Genomic DNA, 23,429 nt, shown 5'->3' with positions numbered 1-23,429 from the left:
TCTTAAACTTGAGATATCAATCAATCCACTTTAAAATAGGACAATAGAATACGAACGGGAGGATTTTGGAATGAGCGTAGTACCGGTAGAAGAATTATTTACCGTTTTTAATGAAACAGCGATGATTATTCAAGAAGAGTTAGCATGTACATATTTAGAGGCATTAGCTGAAACAGGAGAGAATATTTTCCAGGGGAGTATTCTGCAAAGAGATGAATTGAGTGAATTGACGATTAAAAGATTAACAAAAAGTTATGACTCGATCCATTTAAATCGCTTCTCTAATGAAGAAATTCGAAAATCATTCCAGCTAGCTATCCTTAAGGGCATGAAAGAGATTGTCCAGCATAATCATCAAATGACTCCTGATGCCGTCGGGATGCTGGTTGGTTATTTAGTTGATAAATTTGTACACGATCAGTCTTTTCGACTTCTCGATCCGGCAGTTGGAACGGGTAACTTATTAACGACTGTTATTAATCAGCAGCAATCGAAGGCAGTAGAGGCGATTGGACTTGATATTGATGATATCCTAATTAAGTTAAGCTATGTAAATGCGAATTTACAGCAGCACCCAATCCAATTTTTTAATCAGGATAGTCTGGAACCTTTATTTATAGAAGAAGCAGATGTAGTTGTCAGCGATTTGCCTGTTGGTTATTACCCTAATGATCTAAGGGCAGCTGATTATGAAATGAAAGCAGAAAAAGGGCATACATATGCACATCATCTGTTCATTGAGCAGAGCATGAGACATGTGAAAGCAGGCGGCTACCTATTTTTTATTGTACCGAATGGGATTTTTGAGAGTGAGCAAGCTCCAATGCTTCATGAATACATAAAGAAGTATGGAATTATTCAAGGCCTATTGCAGCTTCCCCTTAGTTTATTCAAAAATAAAAACGCTGCGAAAAGCATCTTTATTCTCCAAAAAAAGGGAGAGGGAGTAAAGCCGCCAAAGCAGGTACTTCTCGTCAATCTGCCTAGCTTATCGAAAACAGCCGAAGTAGAAAAAATCCTAAGTAAAATTGATGGATGGTATAAAGAAAATAAATAAATACTCGAGAAGCCGATTTGGATTTCGGCTTCTTTTTATATAGGAGAAGGAAATATAACTTTTAGTAGAGTTGTCTAGCGCAAGCGACCTATCCCCTATCAAAATTCAGGTCTCCTCCCTACGATAAGTCAACACCGGTTCGCTCACTCTCACCGTGTTTCCTTTATCTCAGTCATTAGCTGGATTGGAAGCCCTTCCAGTTTGTACGTTGATGACCATGGCGCTTCCGCATTTCTTAATTCTGAAATATTTTATTTTAATGTGAAAATGAAAACATTTGCAGATCAATCTTGAAAAGTTCGGCTGACAATGTTTAAATGAGGAATTGAGAGATATTAATGATGTCCGTTGTACAAAATAAGATTGTACTGTTAGTGATGTTGTTAAGTAAAAGGAGCGGTAGAATGATGGCAAAGATTATTGCAATTAACGCCGGCAGTTCCTCATTAAAGTTTCAATTATTTGAAATGCCAAGTGAGGAAGTGATTACAAAAGGTTTAATTGAACGGATAGGCTTAAACGATTCAATCTTTAATATAGTAGCAAATGGGGAAAAAATAAAAGAGACATTAGATATTCCTAATCATGAAGTAGCAGTTAAGCTTTTACTAGAAAAATTAACAGGTTTAGGAATTATTCAATCACTTAATGAAATTGAAGGAATCGGTCATCGTGTTGTACATGGCGGGGAAGAGTTTACAGATTCTGTTCTTATTACTGATGATGTTTTAGCAAAAATTGAAGCATTATCTGAGCTAGCCCCACTACATAATCCAGCGAATATTACGGGGATTAAAGCATTTCAGCAAGTGCTGCCTAATGTACCGGCAGTAGCTGTATTTGATACAGCATTTCATCAAACGATGCCTGCAAGCTCATTTCTTTATAGTTTGCCATATGAATATTATAAGAAATATGGGATTCGTAAATATGGCTTCCACGGTACCTCCCATAAATATGTGTCACAGCGTGCAGCAGAAATGCTCGGACGTCCATTGGATCAATTGCGCTTAATTTCCTGCCATTTGGGTAACGGAGCAAGTATTGCAGCGATTGAAGGCGGAAAATCAATTGATACATCCATGGGATTTACCCCGCTTGCGGGTGTGACAATGGGAACCCGTTCAGGGAATATTGACCCTGCATTAATTCCTTTTATCATGGAAAAAACGAATCAAACAGCGGATGAAGTATTGGATGTTTTGAATAAAAAGAGCGGAATGCTTGCAGTATCTGGATTCTCAAGTGATTTGCGCGATATTGAGGTCCAAGCATCTGAAGGAAATGAACGCGCAAAATTAGCACTCGAAGTGTTCGCGGGAAGAATTCATAAATATATCGGCTCTTATGCAGCTAAAATGTACGGTGTAGACGCCATTATCTTCACAGCAGGAATTGGAGAAAATAGCGATGTTATTCGTGCACGAGTCCTTCAAGGTCTTGAGTTCATGGGCGTATATTTTGACCCTTCACTTAACAAAGTGCGTGGGGAAGAAGCATTTGTTAACTATCCGCATTCACCAGTTAAAGTCATGATCATCCCTACGGATGAAGAAGTCATGATTGCTAGAGATGTTGTGAGATTGTCGAAATAATTTGTTGCCACAGCTTTTATGAGCTGTGGTATTTTTGTAGTTGGATTAGGGGGTTGTCCAATATATTAGCTCCTTTGGCGAATAAAAAAGAATTTTGTCCAATATAGTTATTTTTTGTCTAATAAATCGTCTGTTTTGTCCAATAAATTTATGAGATAGAAAATACCATCCCATTAGACATTTCTTCGTAAAGAATTCACCATTTCAACTGTGCTATAATTTAGCAAAAGAGGTAGGAGATGGAGGAATTCATTATGGCATTGTCTGAGCGGGATAAACGGGTTTTAACTGAAATTCAAGAATGGGAAATGAAATTATATAGCTATGAGCCCAATGATTTTGAATTGACGTATGAAAAATACTTGGAAAAATCGTTTTCATTGCTGCCAAAACACATTCAGGACCAGTTCTTTTCAACTCTTGATAACTGGCTATTCCACCTACATGCACTTATTCAAGGATCAAATATGCAATTAGACGCAAAAGAACGGATATTAACAGCCGGTCGTGTGTTTAATCCGGAGTTAGTATCAATTGAAGATTTGAGTCATTTACGAATGGATCAGCTTCAATACATCGCTGATCAGCAAATAGCCCGGCATCGGCTTTATTCCTTTGCCCAGGGAGGAATGGCGGGAACGGGCAGTTCACTTATGCTTGGTGCAGATATTCCAGCAATTGCCGTAATTAATTTAAGAGTAGTTCAGCTAATTGCAATGACCTATGGAATAGAAGTGAATACGCCTTATGAAATGATGACTTCCCTAAAGGTTTTCCATGCTTCTACCCTACCAGCGCGCATGCAAAGCGGGGCATGGGATGAACTAATGAGTGAACTTCAAAGCCAAGAGGAATATTATTTTTATGAAGGCAAGGAAGAACTGGCTGATGTGACCTGGATTGAGCAGCCTGCCAAACAATTATTAAAAGGATTAGCTATTTTTATTTTTCGCAAAAAAACAATTCAAGGCATTCCATTCATCAGTATGGCTATTGGCGCCAGTGCAAATTACCAGCTGACAAGAAAAGTAACAGAATTCGCCCACAAATATTACCAGTATAGATACTTACATATGAAAGAAGGGAAAAATGAATGAGTACACATGAGCATAAAATGGAGGCGCCAAAACAGGTTGCCTGTAAGGTGATTACTGTAAGTGATACAAGAGATAAGGTTACAGACAAAAGCGGGAAGCTAATGATCGATTTATTAGAAGGAGCAGGACATCATGTACGAAGCTATTGCATTGTTAAGGATGAAGCGGATGAGCTCCGTACAGAGGTACTTAAAGGGTGTAGTGATCCGGAAATAGATGTCGTACTTACAAATGGCGGAACGGGCATTGCCCTAAGAGATATCACGATTGAAACAGTAAAGGCATTATTTGATAAGGAAATTAGCGGGTTTGGTGAGCTTTTCCGCATGCTCAGCTATCAAGAAGATATTGGTTCTGCAGCGATTTTATCGCGTGCCGTAGCAGGGACCATTAAAGACAAAGCAGTCTTCTCAACACCAGGCTCATCAGGTGCAGTGAAGTTAGCGATGAACAAGCTGATTTTGCCAGAGCTTGGACATGTGGTAAGAGAGTTGAAAAAAGATTTATAAGGTTCTCTATCATTTTGAAGGGAAGCAGGGGAATGAACCGCTATAAATAAATATGAGCTCTAATTATACAAGTTTTGGATAAAGCGGTAGCTATAAAATAAATATGAGCCTAAATCATACGATTTTATAAAAAAATGGTCTAAAAAATCCTTTCTTCATTATAGAAAGGATTTTTATTTTCTACATATGAATCTTTTCTGAAATATCCTGATGAGTACGGTACCATAGCCATAGATCATTAATAATGGATGCAAGTTCCGCAATTTCGCTGTTTAACTCGCAAGATTTATTAAAGTTTTCTTCATTTGAAAGCAGAGCTTGTTTCGAATTGATATGGTCTTCTAATTCTGCAATTCTGTCTGGAATTCTGCCTCTGATTTTCTCCCAGTGAAATAAAACGGCTTGCTGTATCTCTTTTGAATAATCATCCCAATCCTGATGAAAATAAGGGATAGGAATACCTAGTCGTTCATTATATAAAAAATAATCCACGATTAACATCCTCCAGCAATAGGTTGCTTATATTCTACTATACTATGAACATTCCTTCCACGTATTGCTAGCCTGAATAAAACAGAATAAATAAATTATTATACATTTTGATGAATAACTATTGATTTATATTTGAAATATGGTATCTTATAACATATAAATGAATAAAAACAAACAACGATGAATAATTATTCGTAATTAGAGGAGGAAAAATTTCATGTCAAATCCAAAAGTTGTACTAGCCTATTCAGGCGGATTAGATACTTCAGTTGCTATTAAATGGTTGGGAGATCAAGGATATTCAGTGGTAGCCTGCTGTTTAGATGTTGGGGAAGGAAAGGATCTTAACTTTATCCAAGAAAAAGCGTTAACGGTCGGTGCTGTTCAATCGTATGTGATTGATGCGAAAGAAGAGTTTGCGAGTGAATATGCATTAATGGCCATGCAAGCACATGCATTATATGAAAATAAGTATCCATTAATCTCTGCACTTTCAAGACCGCTAATTGCAAAAAAACTTGTTGAAGTTGCTGAAAAAGAAGGAGCGGTAGCTGTAGCGCATGGCTGTACAGGGAAAGGAAATGACCAAGTGCGCTTTGAAGTGGCTATTCAAGCCTTAAATCCAGACCTTGAAGTATTAGCACCTGTCCGTGAGTGGAGCTGGTCACGTGAAGAAGAAATTGAATATGCAAAGCAAAAGAATATTCCTATTCCTATTAATCTAGATTCTCCATTTTCGATCGATCAAAATTTATGGGGAAGAAGCAATGAGTGCGGTATTTTAGAGGATCCATGGGCTGCACCGCCAGAGGAAGCATATGAGCTTACAGCAAGCCTGGAGAATACACCGAATACGCCAGATATCATAGAAATTGGCTTCGAAAAAGGAGTTCCTGTTAGCTTAGATGGGAAAAACTACTCATTGGCAGAGCTTATTTTAGAATTAAATACAATAGCTGGAAAGCATGGTGTTGGCCGTGTGGACCACGTTGAAAATCGCTTAGTAGGGATTAAGTCACGTGAAGTATATGAATGTCCGGGAGCGATGACTTTAATTAAAGCACATAAAGAATTAGAAGATTTAACTTTAGTAAAAGAAGTCGCACATTTCAAACCAGTGATTGAGAAGAAAATTGCAGAACTTATCTATGAAGGACTATGGTTCTCTCCACTGCAAAATGCTTTGGCAGCCTTCCTTCAAGAAACGCAAACTTTTGTTACTGGAACAGTAAGAGTAAAACTATTTAAAGGCCATGCCATTATAGAAGGAAGAAAATCTCCGTATTCTTTATATGATGAAAAGCTTGCTACTTATACATCTGAGGACGAATTTGATCATAATGCTGCTGTTGGATTCATTAAGCTTTGGGGGCTGCCAACAAAGGTGCAAAGCATTGTTCAAAAGAATAAGAAGGTGACAGTGTGAAAAAACTATGGGGCGGCAGATTTACAAAATCAGCAGAAGAATGGGTCGATGAATTTGGCGCCTCCATTTCGTTTGACCAAGAATTAATAATGGAAGATATTGAAGGAAGCCTTGCACATGTATCGATGCTAGCTAAAAGTGGAATTATTTCTGATGAAGAGGCAAGCACGATTATAGATGGACTGAAGCAGCTTAGGAAAAAGGCAGAAAATGATGAGCTTTCTTATTCGGTTAAATTGGAGGATATTCACTTAAATCTTGAAAGCTATTTAACTGAACTGGTTGGTCCAGTTGGCGGCAAGCTGCATACAGCCAGAAGCAGAAATGACCAAGTGGCAACGGATATGCATCTATACTTGCGGAAGCAGGTTAAAGTGATTATTGAACTAATTCAGGAAATGCAGGAAGCTCTAATTGATCAAGCAGAAATGAATATTGAGACGGTCATGCCTGGCTATACACATCTTCAGAGAGCACAGCCTATTTCATTTGCTCATCACCTTATGGCCTATTTTTGGATGCTTGAAAGAGATAAAGAACGTTTCAGCGAAAGTATGAAGCGAATTAATCTCTCTCCATTGGGTGCTGGAGCACTAGCAGGAACGACATTCCCGATTGATCGATATGTAACGGCTGATTTGCTTGGATTTGAGGGCATTTACGAAAACAGCCTTGATGCTGTTTCTGATCGGGATTTCATTCTCGAATTTTTATCGAATTCATCTACGTTAATGATGCACCTGTCTAGATTAAGCGAGGAATTTATCCTTTGGTCCAGTCAGGAGTTTAAGTTTATTGAACTGGATGACAGTTTTGCAACGGGAAGCAGTATCATGCCGCAAAAGAAAAACCCGGATATGGCAGAGCTTATCCGCGGGAAAACTGGCAGGGTTTATGGAAACTTGATGGGGCTATTAACAGTTCTTAAAGGTCTGCCTTTAGCCTATAATAAGGATATGCAAGAGGATAAAGAAGGTATGTTTGATACAGTGAAAACCGTAGCAGGTTCACTCAAAATCTTTGCTGGTATGATTCAAACAATGAAGGTGAACAAGGACCATATGGAAAAAGCAACGAAAACAGACTTTTCTAATGCGACTGAGCTTGCTGATTATCTTTCAGATAAAGGCATTCCGTTCAGAGAAGCTCATGAAATTGTTGGGAAACTTGTGTTGACATGTGTCCAGCAAGGCTGTTATCTTGGTGACTTGCCATTAGCAGAATATCAAAAGGCAAATCCACTATTTGAAGAAGATATTTATGTGGTGTTAGACCCAGTTACTGCTGTGAAGAGAAGAAATAGTGCAGGTGGAACTGGATTTAAACAAGTTGCCATTGCGCTCGAGAAAGCAAAAGCATTGGTAAATAACAAACTAGAAATTTAATAGCAAGTCAAAAAAAGAGCTGATCCAATTGGGTCAGCTCTCTATTGTGCTGCGATCTTATTTTATTTAATCTTCTTTATTCGTCCGAACTACTAACACATCACAAGGAGCATAGCGGGTAATATTTTCTGATACGCTGCCGATTAGGAAACGTTCAACTGCATTCATCCCTGTAGCACCACAAATTATTAGGTCCACTTCATGCTTCTTTGCAAGATCCTTTGGAATTTTAATTTTCGGAGAACCGTAATCAATGACGAAATCTACCTGTGTAACACCAGCTTCTTCAGCTTCGCTTTTGTATTTTTCCATTAATTCTTTTGCGAACATATTTGCTCTTTCAGCAATAGTGCGGTCATATGCCTCTACGGTTGCAAACGTGCGAGTATCAATAATATGAGCAAGCAAAATATGTGCATCATTTCTTTTTGCGATTTCAATTGCCTTCTTAAATGCCCATTCTGCCTCTGTTGAACCATCTACAGCCACTAAAATATTTTTATATTTCATTCCCATATCAATCTCCTCCTTTACCTTTATTATACAGTAAGAATAAGGGTATATCTGTAGCAATAAATCGAACAATAAAAAAGTCAGTTCAATTTATGAATAAAAGGAGAGAATACCCCATGAATAAACGGGAACCTAACAGCCAATCAAATTTATTCTTCGATGAGGAAGGAACAAATGCAATCAGCGAGCAAATTATGGATGTTTATAATAGTGGAGTAATTGACCAATCAAATGCTAATTTTGATTTGGATGCAGGACAAGAAGGATCAGAAGGAGAACATTAATTTCCTAAAAACATAAAAAAAGCTGTCATGCGTATGACAGCTTTTTTTAAATTAACTAATGATTTGAAGCTCTTTTGGAAATTTCGTTAAGATTTCTACCCCGTTTTTTGTTACAGCTAAATCATCCTCAATTCGAACGCCGGCAACTTTAGGAACATATATCCCTGGTTCGATTGTAAATACCATTCCCTCTTCAAGTAAAAGCGAGTTTGTTTCTGTTAAGGATGGATACTCGTGAACACTTATACCTAAGCCATGTCCAAGACGGTGCGGAAAATATTCGCCATATCCTGCTTCAGCAATAATGTTTCTAGCGGTCAGATCCACTTCTGAACAAGCAATGCCTGGCTTACTTGCCTCAACTGCAGCAAGCTGTGCTTTTAAAACTGTATCATAGATTTCTTTTTGCTTGTCATTAATGTCTCCGAAAGCAACTGTTCTTGTAATATCAGAGCAATAACCGTTCCAAACGACTCCTAAATCAAATAGAACGAGATCACCTTTTTGAATCTTCGTCATACCTGGCGTACCATGCGGAGAGGCCCCATTCGCACCAGTTAATACCATGGTAGAGAACGACATTTCATTCACGCCTTTTTTCTTTAAGGCAAATTCAATGGCTGCCAGCACATCGAGCTCCGTCTTGCCTTCCTTGATTTCTGCACATCCCGTTTCAATGGCAAAATCAGCTAAAGCACATGCCTCACGAATGATTTCAAGCTCTTTCTCATCCTTCACCATCCGCAGCTTTCTTAGCTTTTCTTCAGCAGATACAAATGTAGCCCCATTGAAAAGACTAGAAATCGCTTCGTAGCGTTCAACATTCATATGTTCTTTTTCAATCGCTACTTTAGAAACCTTTGATACGCGTGCTTCGATTGCCTTATGTATAAACTCCCAAGGATTTTCAATATCGCTATAACCGATAATTTCTTGATCCCAGCCAGCATTTTTTGCATCTGGTTTTTCCATTGCCGGACATACAAGGAATGGCTCTTCCTCTTGAAAAACGGCTAAGCCGAGAAGCCTTTCATGAGGATCACTCAAAAAGCCGCTAAAATAAAATACATTTTCAGGTGCTGTAACGAAACAAACCTGTACATCGTTTTCTTTCATCCAATCAGATAGCTTCTTTAATCGTGTGTTCACGGATTTAACCCCCTAATTGTTTATGCCTATATAAAAAGAGTAGCAACTAACGAATAAAAAGTAAACTTTTAGAACTGTCTGCAAAAGGGAATGACATTTAAAGGCAGGAGAAAATGAATACTTCGTTGAAGTTAACTACCGTAATAGAAGAATGGAAAGGGGAATAAAAATGAAGGTATCCTATCATGGACATTCTGTTGTTAAAGTTGAAACAAACGGGAAGACAATTTTATTTGACCCATTTATTATTGGCAATGATTTAACTGACTTAAAAGTGGATGAATTGAAGCCAGATGTCATTATCGTCACGCATGGGCATGGCGATCATCTCGGTGATACGATTGAATTAGCTAAGAAAAATAATTCATTAGTTATTGCCAATTTTGAACTTGCTACTTATTTAAGCTGGCAAGGGCTGAATACTCATGGGATGAGTATCGGCGGTGCATATGAATTTGATTTCGGCAAGGTTAAACTGACACCAGCTTTTCATGGGACAGGTTTGGTGACAGAAAATAATGAAATAATTTACCTTGGTATGCCTGCTGGTGTGCTTCTAACTATCGAGGGCAAAACGATTTATCATGCAGGGGATACCGGATTATTTATGGATATGAGACTGATTGGTGATCGTCACCCGATTGATCTTGCCTTCCTCCCGATTGGCGATAATTTCACCATGGGTCCTGAAGATGCAGCATATGCTGCTAAAATTTTAGGGGCCAAAAAGGTTGTCCCTATTCACTTCAATACCTTCCCGCCAATAAAGCAGGATCCGCATCAATTTGTACAAATGCTTGATGAAGGCGTTGGTCAAGTATTGAATGCAGGAGAAACAATTGAATTATAACGGAAAAGCACAGCTAAATAAGAGCTGTGCTTTTTTCAATACATGAATTCGGCCTGTCCGCATAAATATTAGAGAAGAAGTTTGAGGAGGAATGTTAATGAATAAAAATCGGTATTTGCTTTGCTTGTTAGTTTGTGGCCTTCTCCTTTATTATGCTGCACCGAGGCTTGATGTGTTCAGTGAGGGATTGGCAGGGGTATTCGCGATTTCCTGGCTGGCATTTGCTCTCGTTGTGATTGCAGGGAATTTGACTGCATTGCTTTATTCACCAAAGAATACAACAGCAAATATAAAAACAAGAGGGAAAATGACGGAGAAAAAGAGGGCACGCTCCTTCTAGTTCTAAATAAATATTATTGATGACATTTTCACATCGAATTGTATTTAAGGCGTTTTTAACCTTATAATGAAAATATAGGAATTATATAAAAAGGGTGAACGTCTTGGCTACGAAGCATGAACAAATTTTACAATATATCGATGGATTGCCTGTTGGGGAGAAAATATCAGTTAGACAGATCGCCAAGGCACTGACAGTAAGTGAAGGAACTGCATACAGAGCCATTAAAGAGGCTGAAAATAAGGGGTATGTCAGCACGATTGAACGTGTGGGGACGATTCGAATTGAACGGAAGAAGAAAGAGAATATTGAAAAGCTTACATTTGCAGAGGTTGTAAATATCGTAGATGGTCAAGTATTAGGCGGAAGAGATGGCTTGCATAAAACGTTAAATAAGTTTGTCATCGGTGCGATGAAGCTCGAGGCGATGATGAGATATACAGATGCTGGTAGTCTGTTGATTGTAGGCAATCGTACACAGGTACACGAATTTGCCCTAAAAGCTGGCGCTGCCGTTCTCATAACTGGAGGCTTTGATACAGATGATAGTGTCAAGAAATTGGCAGACGAACTGCAGCTTCCAATTATTTCTAGCAGTTATGATACATTTACGGTTGCAACGATGATTAATCGTGCAATCTATGATCAGTTAATCAAAAAGGAGATTGTTCTTGTAGAGGATATTCTGACACCTGTGGAAGAAACGATTTGTGTGAAAACGACAGATAAGATCTATGATTGGCTAAAATATAATCGAGAAACACAGCATAGCAGATTTCCGGTTATTGATAAAAATTCAAAAGTTGTTGGCATGGTTACCTCAAAGGATATTATGGGACATGATCCAAATACGCCGATTGATAAAATCATGACAAAAAATCCAATGACAGTGGGTAGAAAGACAAGTGTAGCTTCATCCTCTCATATGATGGTTTGGGAAGGAATCGAGGTGCTTCCGGTTGTTGATGATTCGAATAGAATTGAAGGAATTATCAGCAGACAGGATGTACTAAAGGCTCTTCAAATGATTCAGCGTCAGCCCCAAGTTGGTGAGACTATCGATGACATTGTTACCAATCAGCTTGTACTTACAAGCGGGAAGACAAAAGGGGAAGATATATACGGTTGTGATGTGACACCGCAGATGACCAATCATCTAGGAACCATCTCATACGGTGTATTTACTACGATTGTTTCTGAGGCAGCTAGCAGGGTGTTAAGAAATTATAAAAAAGGGGATTTAGTCGTAGAGAATATGACTATCTATTTCCTTAAGCCTGTTCAAATTGAAAGCACCCTAGCTATTTATCCGAAAGTACTCGAAGTCGGAAGAAAATTCGGTAAGGTAGATGTTGAAGTTTTCAATGAGGGCATTCTAGTTGGGAAAGCAATGATGATGTGTCAGCTGATTGAGAGATAATTAAATCAACATTGCGTGATGCAAGAAGTAAAAGACGTTCCTAATTGGAGCGTCTTTAGCAATAAGAAAATTATGCTTCTTGTGCTTCCTTTGCTGCAAGCGGCAAATAATATTTATAGGCTTTAAAGCCAGCATATATGCTGAAGCCGCCTATCAGGATAAAAATACCAGCTACGATATATGTTACCGTGTTTCCGTTTAAGAACAACTGGTTTACACCGAATAGAGCAACAAAAAGACCAAGGGCGATACTTGATTTAGCTGAAATCCACTTTCTTTCTGCTGGTTTCTTACTGCGGACATATTTCACTTTATAAACCAAATAAAAAGCAAGTGAGATAACGATTAATATAACTAAAACAGGCATTTTATTCCCTCCAAGATTCGACAATCTCTTATTATTTTAACGGGAAACAGGAGAAAATGCTATCTTTAGCCTCATGTTTCTTTTCTTTTTTTGACAGAAAAGTTTAAAATTGAATTATCTAATGAATATAAATAAAGGAGCAAAAAATGAAGGAGAAAATTTTAGAGGTTATTAAACAATATGAAACAATTATTATTCACCGGCATGTACGACCTGATCCGGATGCATACGGTTCACAGGGGGGACTCGCAGAAATTCTGAAAGCATCCTTCCCAGAAAAAAATATTTTTACAGTTGGTAAAGAGGAAGAGACACTAAACTTCTTGCGCAGATTGGATGAAATTTCTGATGAGACATATAAAGGTGCTCTAGTAATTGTATGTGATACGGCAAACGCTGAACGAATTTGTGATACTCGTTATCACTTAGGAGATAAACTTATTAAAATTGATCACCATCCAAATGTAGATGCATATGGAGATATGATGTGGGTGGATACAGATGCGAGTTCTGTCAGTGAGATGATTTATGAATTTTACCTTGCGGGTAAAGCGAATGGGTTAAAAATGTCTGATGAAGCGGCAAGGCTATTGTTCGCCGGTATTGTAGGAGATACAGGCCGCTTCCTTTTTCCAAGTACATCAGAAAAAACATTTACATACGCAGGAGAGTTAATCCATTATAATTTCTCACGAACGGAGCTATTTGATAAAATGTATGAATTATCTCCGAATGTCGTAAAATTAAATGGCTATGTCCTTCAAAATTTTGAAATGAAACAAAATGGTGCAGCTGCCATGGTATTAAGGAAGGAATTGTTGGAAGAATTTCAAGTGAAAGCTTCTGAAGCTTCCCTTCTTGTCGGCGCATTAGGCAATATTGCCGGAATAAAAGCTTGGGTGTTCTTTATTGAAGAAGAGGACCAAATTCGTGTGAGACTACGTTCAAAAGGTCCGATTATTAATGATATCGCAAGAAATTATAATGGCGGGGGCCATCCGCTTGCTGCAGGAGCCTCCATTTATTCTTGGGATAACATGGATGCAGTAATCAAAGAGCTAGAAGAAACTTGTAAGAACTAGAGATTGCCCTGTTTATCGCTGACTAACGAGCTGGTAAGCTCCCTAAAAGTAGAGAGAACTAAGAATTTTATGTGGGGGTTGAAGGAACCCCCACACTAATTGAAGTTTCACTGAAGGCCAGACTAACTATATTTGCCAATCTATCTAACTTAATCTAGCATAATATCTATCTGAATGAACAGCGTTGTATAGATCACCATCTTCTTTACCTCAAGCTTATAGCGTTTTTCATTAACCTTTATCGTTTTATTCTCGATAATTCTTTCTATTAGCTCTCTGCTCTTATAGACGGTATCAATGTCTTTCGCCTTCATGTTTAAAATGTCCTCTTTAATTTGTTCTTCTATTTCAAACATACTAAAGGAGTCTAATTTATATTTCTCACTGTTTCCTATTTTTACTTTAATATCTTGTACCGTCAGCAGTTCACGATTCTTTTTATTAAGTGCTTTAAATTCTTCCTGCCATATTTCTTTTTCCTTTTTCAATTCAGCAATTTCATCTTCCTGATTTTTTATTTCTTTGCTATATTTCTCCTGCCACTCACCAAAAATATACAAAAATACAAACCAGCTGATCATCCCGCCAATAGCTATGCCTGCTAAAAAACGCTGCCAGACAGGCTGTCGATAATGAGGCGGAATTCTCATGAAATATGCTCCTGTGTCAGCCAGTTAATTAGCAATGCACCTGTTTGTGCACCGCCAAACGCAGATAAAATAAGCAGGAACTGTTTGAAAATATCCTTTGTTTCTCCTTGCAGGACTCCTTTTTCAAAGCTGTACAATGTATCAAATGTACCCCCAATCGCAGCGATAATTGCCCATATTCGAATGATATTTGAGATTCGATAGGCTTCTGTTAAAGGAGGCTTCCCGGTAAGAAAAGCGGAAAGGCTTCCAATAATGGAACCGCCAATTAGCACACCGAGTGCAATGAAATAACTATCAAATAATGTCGCGAAAAAAGGCTGGATCTTCATAACATCCTTCCTTACTGGAGATTTATTCGTTGGAAAGATAAACCGATTACTTCATCATATGGACAAACCGTTCATAATATGTTTATTTGTTTTATCCTTTTTGTATCCGGTAAAAAAGAGAACGTATTTTCTTTTTTTATGGATGCGTCTTATAATAGAACAAGTAGAAGAAATAAGGGTGTGAGAAATGTGTCATTTATTCACCTTCATGTATATAGTGCATATAGCTTGCTGACAAGTACGGCCACGGTTGACCAGTTAGTAGCCGATGCGAAACGAAAAGGGTTCGGCTCACTTGCATTAACCGATCGAAACGTCATGTACGGAACCGTTGCTTTTTATAAAGAATGTTTAAAGCAATCGATCAAACCAATTTTGGGATTGACGGTTGATGTGATTAGTGAACAATCCACAGATATGTCATTTCCAATTGTTCTCCTAGCCAAAAATCAAGTAGGGTTTCAAAATCTATTAAAAATAACCAGTGTTGTGCAAACGAAATCTCCTGAAGGAATTCCGATGAAATGGTTAAAAGCATATTCTGCTGGTTTAATAGCTATCAGTCCAGGAATGGAAGGAGAAATTGAATACTATTTGGTTCATGACGAATATGAAAAGGCAAAAAATACAGCAGCCAAGTATCTACAAATTTTTGAAAAGAATCAATTTTATCTTTCGCTGCAAAAACATAGCATAGATGCTGAGAAGAAAATCCTTACGCATATTGTAACGATCGCTAATGAAATGAACATACAGCTAGCCGCTTCTAATCAGGTTTATTATTTATCTAAGGAAGATGCCTTTGCACAAGAATGCTTATTAGCAATTAAAAATGGTGTGAAGCTACAGGATGATGATTGGGAAAGGCTGAAGAGTGATGAATATTACTTGAAAAATGCTCAAGAAATGGTTGAGTTATTTGCGGAGTATCCAGATGCACTGGAAAATACTATCAATATCGCCGAGCAATGTAATGTCATGCTGGAGCTTCATCAGCAAAATTTGCCAAAATATCCGGTTGAAAAGGATCAAACGGCAGATCAGCTTCTTGAAGAATTGTGCTGGGAAGGGTTTAAGGAAAGGTACCGTCATGCGACAGAAGTGCATTATGAGCGATTAAAATATGAGCTGCAAATTATTAAAAAGATGAAGTTTAGTGATTACTTCTTAATTGTCTGGGACTTCATGAAGTTTTCAAAGAAGAGCGGGATTTTGACAGGACCTGGACGGGGCTCTGCAGCTGGATCGATGGTTGCGTTTGTTTTACATATAACTGACGTAGACCCAATAGAATATCAGCTTTTATTCGAAAGATTCCTGAATCCTGAACGAATCTCTATGCCTGATATTGATATAGATTTTCCTGATCATCGCAGAGACGAAGTAATTAAATATGTTTCTGAGAAATATGGGGAGCTTCATGTCGCACAAATCATTACGTTTGGGACACTGGCAGCAAAAGCAGCCTTGCGTGATGTCGGCAGAGCTTTCGGGTTAAATCCAAAGGAACTTGATAGTCTATCAAGAAGAATCCCCTCCAAGACTGGTATCACTTTAAAAGCTGCGTATAAAGAGTCGAACACGTTAAGAATGTTTATCGAAGAATCAAGCTTAAATCGAAGGCTGTTCGAAACAGCACTTAAGCTTGAAGGGTTGCCACGACATACTTCCACACATGCTGCTGGCGTTGTCATTAGTGAAAAACCACTAGTCAGTATGATTCCAATACAAAGCGGACATGAAAATGTATATTTGACACAATATTCGATGGAGCATCTTGAAGATGTAGGCTTATTAAAAATGGATTTTCTTGGGCTGCGTAATTTAACATTAATTGAAAATATTTTAATGTCTATTCAAAAAAAGACAGGCAAGAAGCTCGAAATGAATTCCATTCCGCTTCATGATAAAGCTACCTTTGATTTATTAAGCCGTGCGGAAACAACAGGTGTTTTTCAGCTCGAATCAGAAGGAATGAGAAAAGTATTAAAAAAACTTTGCCCGAACAGTTTTGAAGATATAGTAGCAGTAAATGCTTTATACCGACCTGGACCAATGGAAAACATCCCTTTTTTCATTGAGAGAAAGCATGGGATGAAAAAGGTTGAATATCCACATCCAGATCTCATTCCGATTCTTGAAAATACGTATGGTGTCATTATCTATCAGGAGCAAATTATGCAAATAGCTGCTAAAATGGCAGGGTTTACACTTGGCGAGGCTGATATGCTGCGGCGTGCCGTAAGTAAGAAACAAAAGGAAGTGCTTGATCGGGAACGGGGACATTTCGTTGGCGGTGCACTGGAAAACGGATACAACGAGAAAACAGCGAATGAAATATATGATTTAATTGTCCGTTTTGCAAACTATGGCTTCAACCGAAGCCACGCTGTTGCGTATAGTTTAATTTCCTATCAGCTAGCCTACTTAAAAGCGCACTATCCGCTGTATTTTATGGCCGCTCTGCTAACGTCAGCTATCGGAAATGAGGGAAAAGTCTCTCAATATATTAGAGAACTGAAACAAATGAATCTTAACATTTTGTCTCCTTCTGTTAATAGCAGCGGCTATTCATTTTTAGTAGAAAAGGAAGCCATTAGATATAGCTTAGCTGCGATTAAAGGGATTGGAGCAGCGGTACTGAAAGAGATTTTTCAAGCAAGGAAAAATAAAAAATTTCATGATCTGTTTGATTTTTGCATTCGAGTCTCATCCAAAGCAGCTAACCGAAATATTATAGAGGCGCTCATTCATTCAGGAAGCTTTGATGAATTTGGGGAAGACCGCGCTGTATTGCTTGCAACGATTGATGCGGCCATCGATCATGCTCAATTAATGAAAACAGATGATGAGCATTTTGATTTTCTTTCTGAAGCTGACTTTTTTCCAAAGCCAATATATACAAAGGTTGACCCGATCCCAGCAAAGGAAAAACTTGCTTTCGAAAAAGAGGTTCTAGGATTTTTTCTATCCAATCATCCTGTTTCCATTTATACGGAGAAATTGACCGTTTTAAGTGCGGCCCCTCTATTTGAATTGCAGCCTTCCATTAAAAGGGGAAGGGCGGTTGTCTATCTAACAGAAGTGAAGAAAATCCGTACGAAAAAAGGGGTGCCGATGGCGTTTTTATCAATTAGTGATGAAACGGACGAGTTGGAAGCCGTGGTATTTCCAGACGTGTTTAATCGTTTTTCCCATTTTATAAAACAGGGAAATATCCTTTTTATCGAAGGGAAGATCGAAACAAGAGAAGGGAACCGTCAATTTATCATTCAATCAATGGATGAAGTTCATGCAGCAATCGAAAAGGAAGAAAATAAAGAGCCGACTTTATATTTGAAAATAACAAAAGAGCATGAAAGTGCAGAATTACTTTATGGATTAAAAAGTTTATTCAAACAAAATGAAGGAAAAAATCAAGTTGTCATATTCTATGAAAGCTCGAATAAAAGCCTTCGATTAGGTGAGGAGGATCTGGTAAATCCGTCAGCAAACTTTATTGAAAAACTAAAGGAAATACTAGGTGAAAATAATGTCGTCCTCAAACGCTAGTACTTTACAACATCAACATTTATGGTATATTTGTTAAGAAACGACTGGTCTGACCACTGTACTAGAAGTGAAATATGTGCAGGGCAGGGGCAGAATTAAAAGAGAAAGATTACCTTGAATTTTATCGTTTAATGACTATGTCCATGTTGTTAATATAAGGAGTGAATATTAGATGACTTTACGTGAAGAAGCACTTCATATGCATAGAATGAACAAAGGGAAATTAGAATCAAAGTCTAAGGTAGAAGTGAAAAATGCCGCAGATTTAAGCTTAGCTTATTCCCCAGGTGTTGCCGAGCCGTGTAAGGAGATCTATGATAAGCCGGAAACGGTATATGAGTATACAATGAAGGGAAATATGGTAGCTGTTGTTTCAGACGGTACGGCGGTGCTTGGTCTAGGTAACATTGGCCCTGAAGCAGCACTTCCAGTAATGGAAGGAAAGGCAGTTCTTTTTAAAAGCTTTGCGGGGGTAGATGCATTTCCAATTTGCTTGAATACAACAGATGTTGATAAAATCGTCGAAACGGTTAAATTGCTTGAACCAACTTTCGGTGGAGTCAATCTTGAAGATATTGCTGCCCCAAGATGTTTTGAAATTGAAGAACGTCTAAAAAAAGAAGCAAACATTCCAGTTTTTCACGATGATCAGCATGGAACGGCGATTGTAACTGTTGCTGGTCTAGTAAATGCGTTAAAGATTGTCGGAAAGAAAATGAATGAAATTCGTGTAGTTGCTAATGGTGCAGGAGCTGCAGGAATCGCAATTATTAAGCTTTTATACACGTATGGAGTGCGCGATATTATCATGTGCGATCGAAAAGGGGCTATTTACGAAGGACGTCCTGAAGGAATGAATGATATAAAAAATGAAGTAGCAAAATATACAAATCGGGATAATGCAAAAGGAAGCCTTGCAGACGCCATTAAAGGTGCAGATGTATTTATCGGTGTTTCAGCTGCTGGCTCATTAACTGCAGAAATGGTTCAAACAATGAATCAGGATCCGATTATTTTTGCAATGGCTAACCCAACACCTGAAATCATGCCAGAGGAAGCAAAATCAGCAGGAGCCTCTGTCATCGGAACGGGAAGATCTGATTTTCCTAACCAAGTGAATAATGTTCTTGCATTCCCAGGGATTTTCCGCGGTGCTTTAGATGTTAGAGCAACACATATCAATGAAAAAATGAAAATTGCAGCTGTCGAGGCAATTGCAAGCTTAGTAAAAGATGAGGAATTACATGCTGACTATGTTATTCCTGCTCCATTTGATCCCAGAGTAGCGCCTGAAGTTGCGGCAGCAGTGGCAAAAGCAGCTATGGAAACAGGCGTTGCACGGATTAAAGTGGATCCAGATGAAATTAAAGAAAAAACAAGAAAACTATCTGTTATTGGGAAAAGTGAGTGATCCATTAACGTGAGTCAGTCTCGAAAAGACACAAAGATTTATGTTGAAATTGTAAATGAGCTTAGGCTTATGATTGAAAGAAAAAACTTAAAGCCTGGTGATAAATTACCTTCTGAACGTGAACTGTCTGAGCGCCTAAATGTTGGGCGCTCATCCGTTCGTGAAGCACTAAGGGCTCTTGAACTTCTGGGTCTCATTGAGACGAGAAGAGGGGAAGGAACATATATCCGTGATTATGGCGGACATCAGCTCGTTCAGTTATTAAGTACATTTATTCTTCAGGATGAGAATGCAAAAAGAGATATTATTGAAACAAAATATTTAATTGAGTTAGACTGCTTATGGCTGAATCTTCATAAGTCGTCAGATGGTCAGCTTCAAGAATTTAAAAGCTGGGCTGAGACAGCTCATTACACAGATGATGAATTCTTTTTAAAGGTCGTTCGATTAACTGAAAATCATTTATTCCTTAGAATGTGGATTATTTTAAAAGATTATTATAATTCCTTGCAGCTAGATCAAATAGCTACATCAAAAGAAGAATATGTTCAATTAATCGACATGTTGATAACAAGGAATGAATCGTTGATTAGAAACGCATATAAATCATTGAGAAAATTGTCGAAGAATTAACGACAATTTTTTGCACATTTTGTAGCGGTTTTATTTTATATTGAATAGAATAGACGAGCCACTCTTGATTTGAACAATGTATTTTCAGGGGTATTATTTTTTGAAAAGGTGGTCTGACCACTTAAAATATGAACGAACGTTACAGGGAGGTTTCACTTTGCTAAAAGTTTTTACAAAATCAAAAAAGAAAAAATATGCCACAATCCCTTCGGAAATGGCAAAGCAGGATGTTCCCGAAGGAATTATGACAAAATGTCCTAATTGTAAAAAAATCATGTATACAAAAGAACTTGTCAAAAATTTAAAGGTATGTTTTCATTGCCAATACCATCATTCAATGAACTCAAAAGAGCGTTTGGCTAGCTTCCTTGATGAAAATAGTTTTGAAGAATTGAATGCTGGTATGATCTCAGAGAATCCATTGAACTTTCCAGATTATCTTGAAAAGCTGGAAAAGGACAGAAAGAAAACGGAAATTAATGAAGCTGTTGTAACAGGAATAGGGACAGTTGATGGTCAAACGATCGTTGTCGCAGTGATGGATTCAACCTTCCGAATGGGAAGTATGGGATCTGTTGTAGGAGAAAAAATTACACTGGCCATTGAAAAAGCAGATGAGTTATCCGTTCCTTTTATCATTTTTACTGCCTCTGGCGGCGCAAGAATGCAAGAAGGAGTCCTTAGCCTAATGCAAATGGCCAAAACAAGTGTTGCGTTAAAAAGATTTAGTGATAATGGCGGATTAATTATCTCCATTATGACTCATCCGACTACTGGAGGCGTATCTGCAAGCTTCGCTTCTCTTGGTGACTATAATTTAGCTGAACCGGGTGCGTTAATTGGTTTTGCAGGTAGAAGAATTATCGAACAAACGATACGAGAAGAATTACCTGAGGATTTCCAGACATCTGAGTTTCTGATGAAGCATGGGCAATTGGATGCAGTGATTTCAAGAATTGAGCTGAAAGAAAAGATTGCTACTATATTATCTATACATCAACAAGGCGGTGACCTCGAATGGTAGGGGAGCTTGAATTTGAAAAACCGGTGATTGAACTTAGAAAAAAAATAGCCGAACTTAAGGAATTTACGATGAATGCGGATGTTGATCTATCTTCTGAAATAGAAAAGCTGGAAGCTCGATTAGAAAAATTAGAAGCAGATATTTATGATCATATGAAGCCTTGGGATCGGGTGCAAATTGCTCGTCATCCTGGACGCCCGACTACTTTAGAGTATATCTCCCTTCTTTTTACTGATTTCTTTGAATGTCATGGAGATCGGACGTATGGCGATGATGAGGCAATCGTTGGGGGAATTGCCAAATATAGAGGATTACCTGTTACGGTAATTGGTCATCAAAGAGGAAAGGATACGAAAGAAAATATCCGCAGAAACTTTGGAATGCCACATCCGGAAGGGTATCGAAAAGCGTTAAGACTTATGAAACAGGCGGATAAGTTTAGAAGGCCAATCATTTGCTTTATCGATACGAAGGGAGCCTATCCTGGAAAAGCAGCAGAGGAGCGTGGGCAGAGTGAAGCAATCGCACGCAACCTATTTGAAATGGCCAGTTTAAAAGTACCCGTTATCTGTATTGTAATCGGAGAAGGCGGAAGTGGCGGAGCACTAGCTTTAGGGGTTGGCAACCATATTCATATGCTGGAAAACTCCACATACTCGGTCATCTCACCTGAGGGGGCGGCTGCGATTTTATGGAAGGATGCTGGACAAGCAAAGAGAGCAGCTGAAAGCATGAAAATCACTGCACCTGACTTGAAGGAATTAGGAATTGTTGATGAAATTATTCCAGAAGTTAAAGGTGGAGCACATAAAGATGTAAAGGCCCAGGCGGAAAAAATGGATACTATTCTTCATAAATCACTTAAGGAGCTTCGCAGCTTGAGTGAGGAAAAGTTAGTCTCGCATCGATATGATAAATACAAATCAATTGGTGAGCACTCCGTTATAAAGGAGTTTATCGGTGTAAATTAAAAGCGTGCTTGAAGCATGCTTTTCTTTTGTGGTAAAGAGTTAGAATTGTTTGTATTCTTTAATTTGATCACTGATTTTTGCACCTTTTTTATAGATTGCTTTCATTAAGTTGTGATAGCTGATTCTTCATGGTATTTTAATAGGGAGAAGAAAAATATACCTATTCGCTTATGAATGGCATGCCTGTTCTAAGTGGAAAAATAATACTGCTTGTTTTGATTATAATAAGATGGTATGAATGATCAAATGAATAGGATTGATCTGTGAAGTGCCTACATCAGTAATTGGGAAATTTTTTCGAGGTGATCCATTTGAAAAGAATTGGCGTACTGACAAGCGGGGGAGATTCTCCCGGTATGAACGCGGCCGTTCGGGCAGTTGTTCGGAAGGCAATCTATCATAATGTAGAAATTTATGGAATATTTGGCGGATATGCAGGCTTAATCAGCGGAAATATTAAAAAGCTTGAGCTTGGTTCAGTTGGAGACATCATCCACCGAGGAGGTACGATTCTTTATTCGGCGAGATGCGAAGAATTTAGAACGAAGGAAGGTCAGCAAAAAGGAATCGAGCAATTAAAAAAACATGGAATTGAAGGTCTAGTTGTCATCGGTGGTGATGGTTCGTACCGAGGGGCAAAAGCTTTGACTGAACAAGGGTTTCCATGTTCAGGTGTGCCTGGAACAATAGATAATGATATTGAAGGTACACAATTTACGATTGGCTTTGATACAGCATTAAATACAGTTATTGATGCAATAGATAAGATTCGTGATACGGCAACTTCTCATGAACGAACATTTATCATTGAAGTTATGGGAAGAAATGCAGGTGATATTGCACTTTGGTCAGGACTAGCAGGAGGAGCGGAAACGATTTTGATTCCAGAAGAAAATTATAATATGGATGAAATCGCTTCTCGATTAATGAAGGGGCATGAACGCGGCAAGAAACATAGTATTATTATCGTTGCTGAAGGTGTATCAAGCGGCATGGAATTTGCGAAAGAGTTGGAGGAAGCAACTAATTTTGATACAAGAGTTTCTGTTCTAGGCCATATGCAGCGCGGTGGCTCTCCTACGGCTTTTGACCGTGTCCTGGCAAGTCGCCTTGGGGCACGAGCGGTAGAGCTTTTGCTGGAGGGCAAAGGTGGGCGCGCAGTGGGGATTGTGAATAATCAGGTTGTTGATCATGACATTATTGATATTCTCGACAAAGAGCATGTAATCGATATGGATCTATATAAATTATCAAAAGAGCTTTCTATTTAATTTTTATAACTTTTTAGTC

23 protein-coding genes are annotated in these 23,429 nt (G+C 38.3%); 17 read left to right on the top strand and 6 right to left on the bottom strand.

Annotated features, from left to right (window positions below):
* The first annotated feature begins 70 nt into the window (after window positions 1-70).
* From AN957_RS20910 to AN957_RS20895, 4 genes are all read left to right on the top strand, one after another.
* Window positions 71-1,057, top strand: a complete 987-nt coding sequence (locus tag AN957_RS20910) for a class I SAM-dependent methyltransferase (RefSeq protein ID WP_053477301.1) — start codon at window positions 71-73, stop codon at window positions 1,055-1,057.
* Window positions 1,058-1,464: 407 nt separating this feature from the next.
* The gene (locus tag AN957_RS20905) at window positions 1,465-2,652 is read left to right on the top strand and encodes an acetate kinase (protein WP_056687270.1); all 1,188 of its coding nucleotides are present in this window, start codon (window positions 1,465-1,467) and stop codon (window positions 2,650-2,652) included.
* 254 nt (window positions 2,653-2,906) lie between these two features.
* Window positions 2,907-3,749 (top strand): EcsC family protein, encoded by an 843-nt coding sequence (locus tag AN957_RS20900; RefSeq protein WP_056687267.1) that lies wholly within the window; start codon window positions 2,907-2,909, stop codon window positions 3,747-3,749.
* Window positions 3,746-4,258 (top strand): MogA/MoaB family molybdenum cofactor biosynthesis protein, encoded by a 513-nt coding sequence (locus AN957_RS20895; protein ID WP_053477300.1) that lies wholly within the window; start codon window positions 3,746-3,748, stop codon window positions 4,256-4,258. Before AN957_RS20900 ends, AN957_RS20895 begins: the two co-directional genes overlap by 4 nt.
* Before the next feature lie 180 nt (window positions 4,259-4,438).
* Here the strand turns inward: AN957_RS20895 and AN957_RS20890 are convergent, their stop codons facing one another.
* The gene (locus AN957_RS20890) at window positions 4,439-4,753 is read right to left on the bottom strand and encodes a hypothetical protein (protein WP_056687266.1); all 315 of its coding nucleotides are present in this window, start codon (window positions 4,751-4,753) and stop codon (window positions 4,439-4,441) included.
* 214 nt (window positions 4,754-4,967) lie between these two features.
* Between AN957_RS20890 and AN957_RS20885 the strand changes: the two genes are divergently transcribed.
* Together AN957_RS20885 and argH are read left to right on the top strand one after the other, a co-directional pair.
* Window positions 4,968-6,176 (top strand): argininosuccinate synthase, encoded by a 1,209-nt coding sequence (locus AN957_RS20885; RefSeq protein ID WP_056686000.1) that lies wholly within the window; start codon window positions 4,968-4,970, stop codon window positions 6,174-6,176.
* Window positions 6,173-7,561, top strand: a complete 1,389-nt coding sequence (gene argH / locus AN957_RS20880) for an argininosuccinate lyase (protein WP_056685996.1) — start codon at window positions 6,173-6,175, stop codon at window positions 7,559-7,561. The genes AN957_RS20885 and argH overlap by 4 nt, the downstream gene beginning before the upstream one ends.
* 66 nt (window positions 7,562-7,627) lie before the next feature.
* Here argH and AN957_RS20875 read toward each other — a convergent pair whose 3' ends face one another.
* Complete coding sequence (locus tag AN957_RS20875) at window positions 7,628-8,077, bottom strand: universal stress protein (RefSeq protein WP_056685993.1); 450 nt, start codon at window positions 8,075-8,077, stop codon at window positions 7,628-7,630.
* 113 nt (window positions 8,078-8,190) lie between these two features.
* On the opposite strand from AN957_RS20875, the gene AN957_RS28170 reads away from it, so the two are divergent.
* On the top strand, window positions 8,191-8,358 hold the full coding sequence (locus AN957_RS28170; RefSeq protein WP_172797664.1) for a hypothetical protein: 168 nt from the start codon (window positions 8,191-8,193) through the stop codon (window positions 8,356-8,358).
* Window positions 8,359-8,409: 51 nt separating this feature from the next.
* Here AN957_RS28170 and AN957_RS20870 read toward each other — a convergent pair whose 3' ends face one another.
* Complete coding sequence (locus AN957_RS20870; protein WP_056685991.1) at window positions 8,410-9,507, bottom strand: M24 family metallopeptidase; 1,098 nt, start codon at window positions 9,505-9,507, stop codon at window positions 8,410-8,412.
* A gap of 169 nt (window positions 9,508-9,676) precedes the next feature.
* Here AN957_RS20870 and AN957_RS20865 point away from each other — a divergent pair, with 169 nt between their 5' ends.
* The 3 genes from AN957_RS20865 to AN957_RS20855 all read left to right on the top strand — a co-directional run bounded on the left by AN957_RS20865 (window position 9,677) and on the right by AN957_RS20855 (window position 12,117).
* Window positions 9,677-10,357, top strand: coding sequence for a metal-dependent hydrolase (locus AN957_RS20865; protein WP_053477295.1), 681 nt, complete (start codon window positions 9,677-9,679; stop codon window positions 10,355-10,357).
* A 97-nt stretch (window positions 10,358-10,454) separates the two neighbouring features.
* Window positions 10,455-10,697 carry a hypothetical protein gene (locus AN957_RS20860; protein ID WP_053477294.1) on the top strand — a complete coding sequence of 81 codons (243 nt, stop codon included), beginning with the start codon at window positions 10,455-10,457 and terminating at the stop codon, window positions 10,695-10,697.
* Window positions 10,698-10,800: 103 nt separating this feature from the next.
* Window positions 10,801-12,117 (top strand): CBS domain-containing protein, encoded by a 1,317-nt coding sequence (locus AN957_RS20855; protein WP_053477293.1) that lies wholly within the window; start codon window positions 10,801-10,803, stop codon window positions 12,115-12,117.
* A 70-nt stretch (window positions 12,118-12,187) separates the two neighbouring features.
* On the opposite strand, the gene AN957_RS20850 is transcribed toward AN957_RS20855, so the two are convergent.
* Window positions 12,188-12,484, bottom strand: a complete 297-nt coding sequence (locus tag AN957_RS20850) for a YtpI family protein (RefSeq protein ID WP_053477292.1) — start codon at window positions 12,482-12,484, stop codon at window positions 12,188-12,190.
* Window positions 12,485-12,630: 146 nt separating this feature from the next.
* Between AN957_RS20850 and AN957_RS20845 the strand changes: the two genes are divergently transcribed.
* The gene (locus AN957_RS20845) at window positions 12,631-13,566 is read left to right on the top strand and encodes a DHH family phosphoesterase (RefSeq protein WP_056685988.1); all 936 of its coding nucleotides are present in this window, start codon (window positions 12,631-12,633) and stop codon (window positions 13,564-13,566) included.
* A 149-nt stretch (window positions 13,567-13,715) separates the two neighbouring features.
* Here AN957_RS20845 and ytrI read toward each other — a convergent pair whose 3' ends face one another.
* Together ytrI and ytrH are read right to left on the bottom strand one after the other, a co-directional pair.
* Window positions 13,716-14,216 carry a sporulation membrane protein YtrI gene (gene ytrI / locus AN957_RS20840; protein ID WP_056685985.1) on the bottom strand — a complete coding sequence of 167 codons (501 nt, stop codon included), beginning with the start codon at window positions 14,214-14,216 and terminating at the stop codon, window positions 13,716-13,718.
* The gene (ytrH, locus tag AN957_RS20835; protein WP_056685982.1) at window positions 14,213-14,548 is read right to left on the bottom strand and encodes a sporulation membrane protein YtrH; all 336 of its coding nucleotides are present in this window, start codon (window positions 14,546-14,548) and stop codon (window positions 14,213-14,215) included. Before ytrH ends, ytrI begins: the two co-directional genes overlap by 4 nt.
* 189 nt (window positions 14,549-14,737) lie before the next feature.
* Here ytrH and dnaE point away from each other — a divergent pair, with 189 nt between their 5' ends.
* From dnaE to pfkA, 6 genes are all read left to right on the top strand, one after another.
* Complete coding sequence (dnaE, locus tag AN957_RS20830; RefSeq protein ID WP_056685979.1) at window positions 14,738-18,100, top strand: DNA polymerase III subunit alpha; 3,363 nt, start codon at window positions 14,738-14,740, stop codon at window positions 18,098-18,100.
* Window positions 18,101-18,272: 172 nt separating this feature from the next.
* Window positions 18,273-19,511, top strand: a complete 1,239-nt coding sequence (gene ystJ / locus AN957_RS20825) for an NADP-dependent malic enzyme (protein WP_053477287.1) — start codon at window positions 18,273-18,275, stop codon at window positions 19,509-19,511.
* A 69-nt stretch (window positions 19,512-19,580) separates the two neighbouring features.
* Complete coding sequence (locus AN957_RS20820; protein ID WP_053477605.1) at window positions 19,581-20,144, top strand: FadR/GntR family transcriptional regulator; 564 nt, start codon at window positions 19,581-19,583, stop codon at window positions 20,142-20,144.
* Window positions 20,145-20,358: 214 nt separating this feature from the next.
* Window positions 20,359-21,168 carry an acetyl-CoA carboxylase, carboxyltransferase subunit beta gene (accD, locus tag AN957_RS20815; RefSeq protein ID WP_053477604.1) on the top strand — a complete coding sequence of 270 codons (810 nt, stop codon included), beginning with the start codon at window positions 20,359-20,361 and terminating at the stop codon, window positions 21,166-21,168.
* On the top strand, window positions 21,162-22,139 hold the full coding sequence (gene accA / locus AN957_RS20810; RefSeq protein WP_053477286.1) for an acetyl-CoA carboxylase carboxyl transferase subunit alpha: 978 nt from the start codon (window positions 21,162-21,164) through the stop codon (window positions 22,137-22,139). The genes accD and accA overlap by 7 nt, the downstream gene beginning before the upstream one ends.
* 311 nt (window positions 22,140-22,450) lie before the next feature.
* Window positions 22,451-23,410, top strand: coding sequence for a 6-phosphofructokinase (gene pfkA, locus AN957_RS20805; RefSeq protein WP_053477285.1), 960 nt, complete (start codon window positions 22,451-22,453; stop codon window positions 23,408-23,410).
* The last annotated feature ends 19 nt before the right edge of the window (window positions 23,411-23,429 follow it).

The sequence above is a fragment of the Cytobacillus solani genome (assembly GCF_001420595.1).
Taxonomy (GTDB): domain Bacteria; phylum Bacillota; class Bacilli; order Bacillales; family Cytobacillaceae; genus Cytobacillus; species Cytobacillus solani.
Note: the sequence above shows the minus strand (reverse complement) of the source record. Positions and strands in the feature narration are given on the sequence as shown.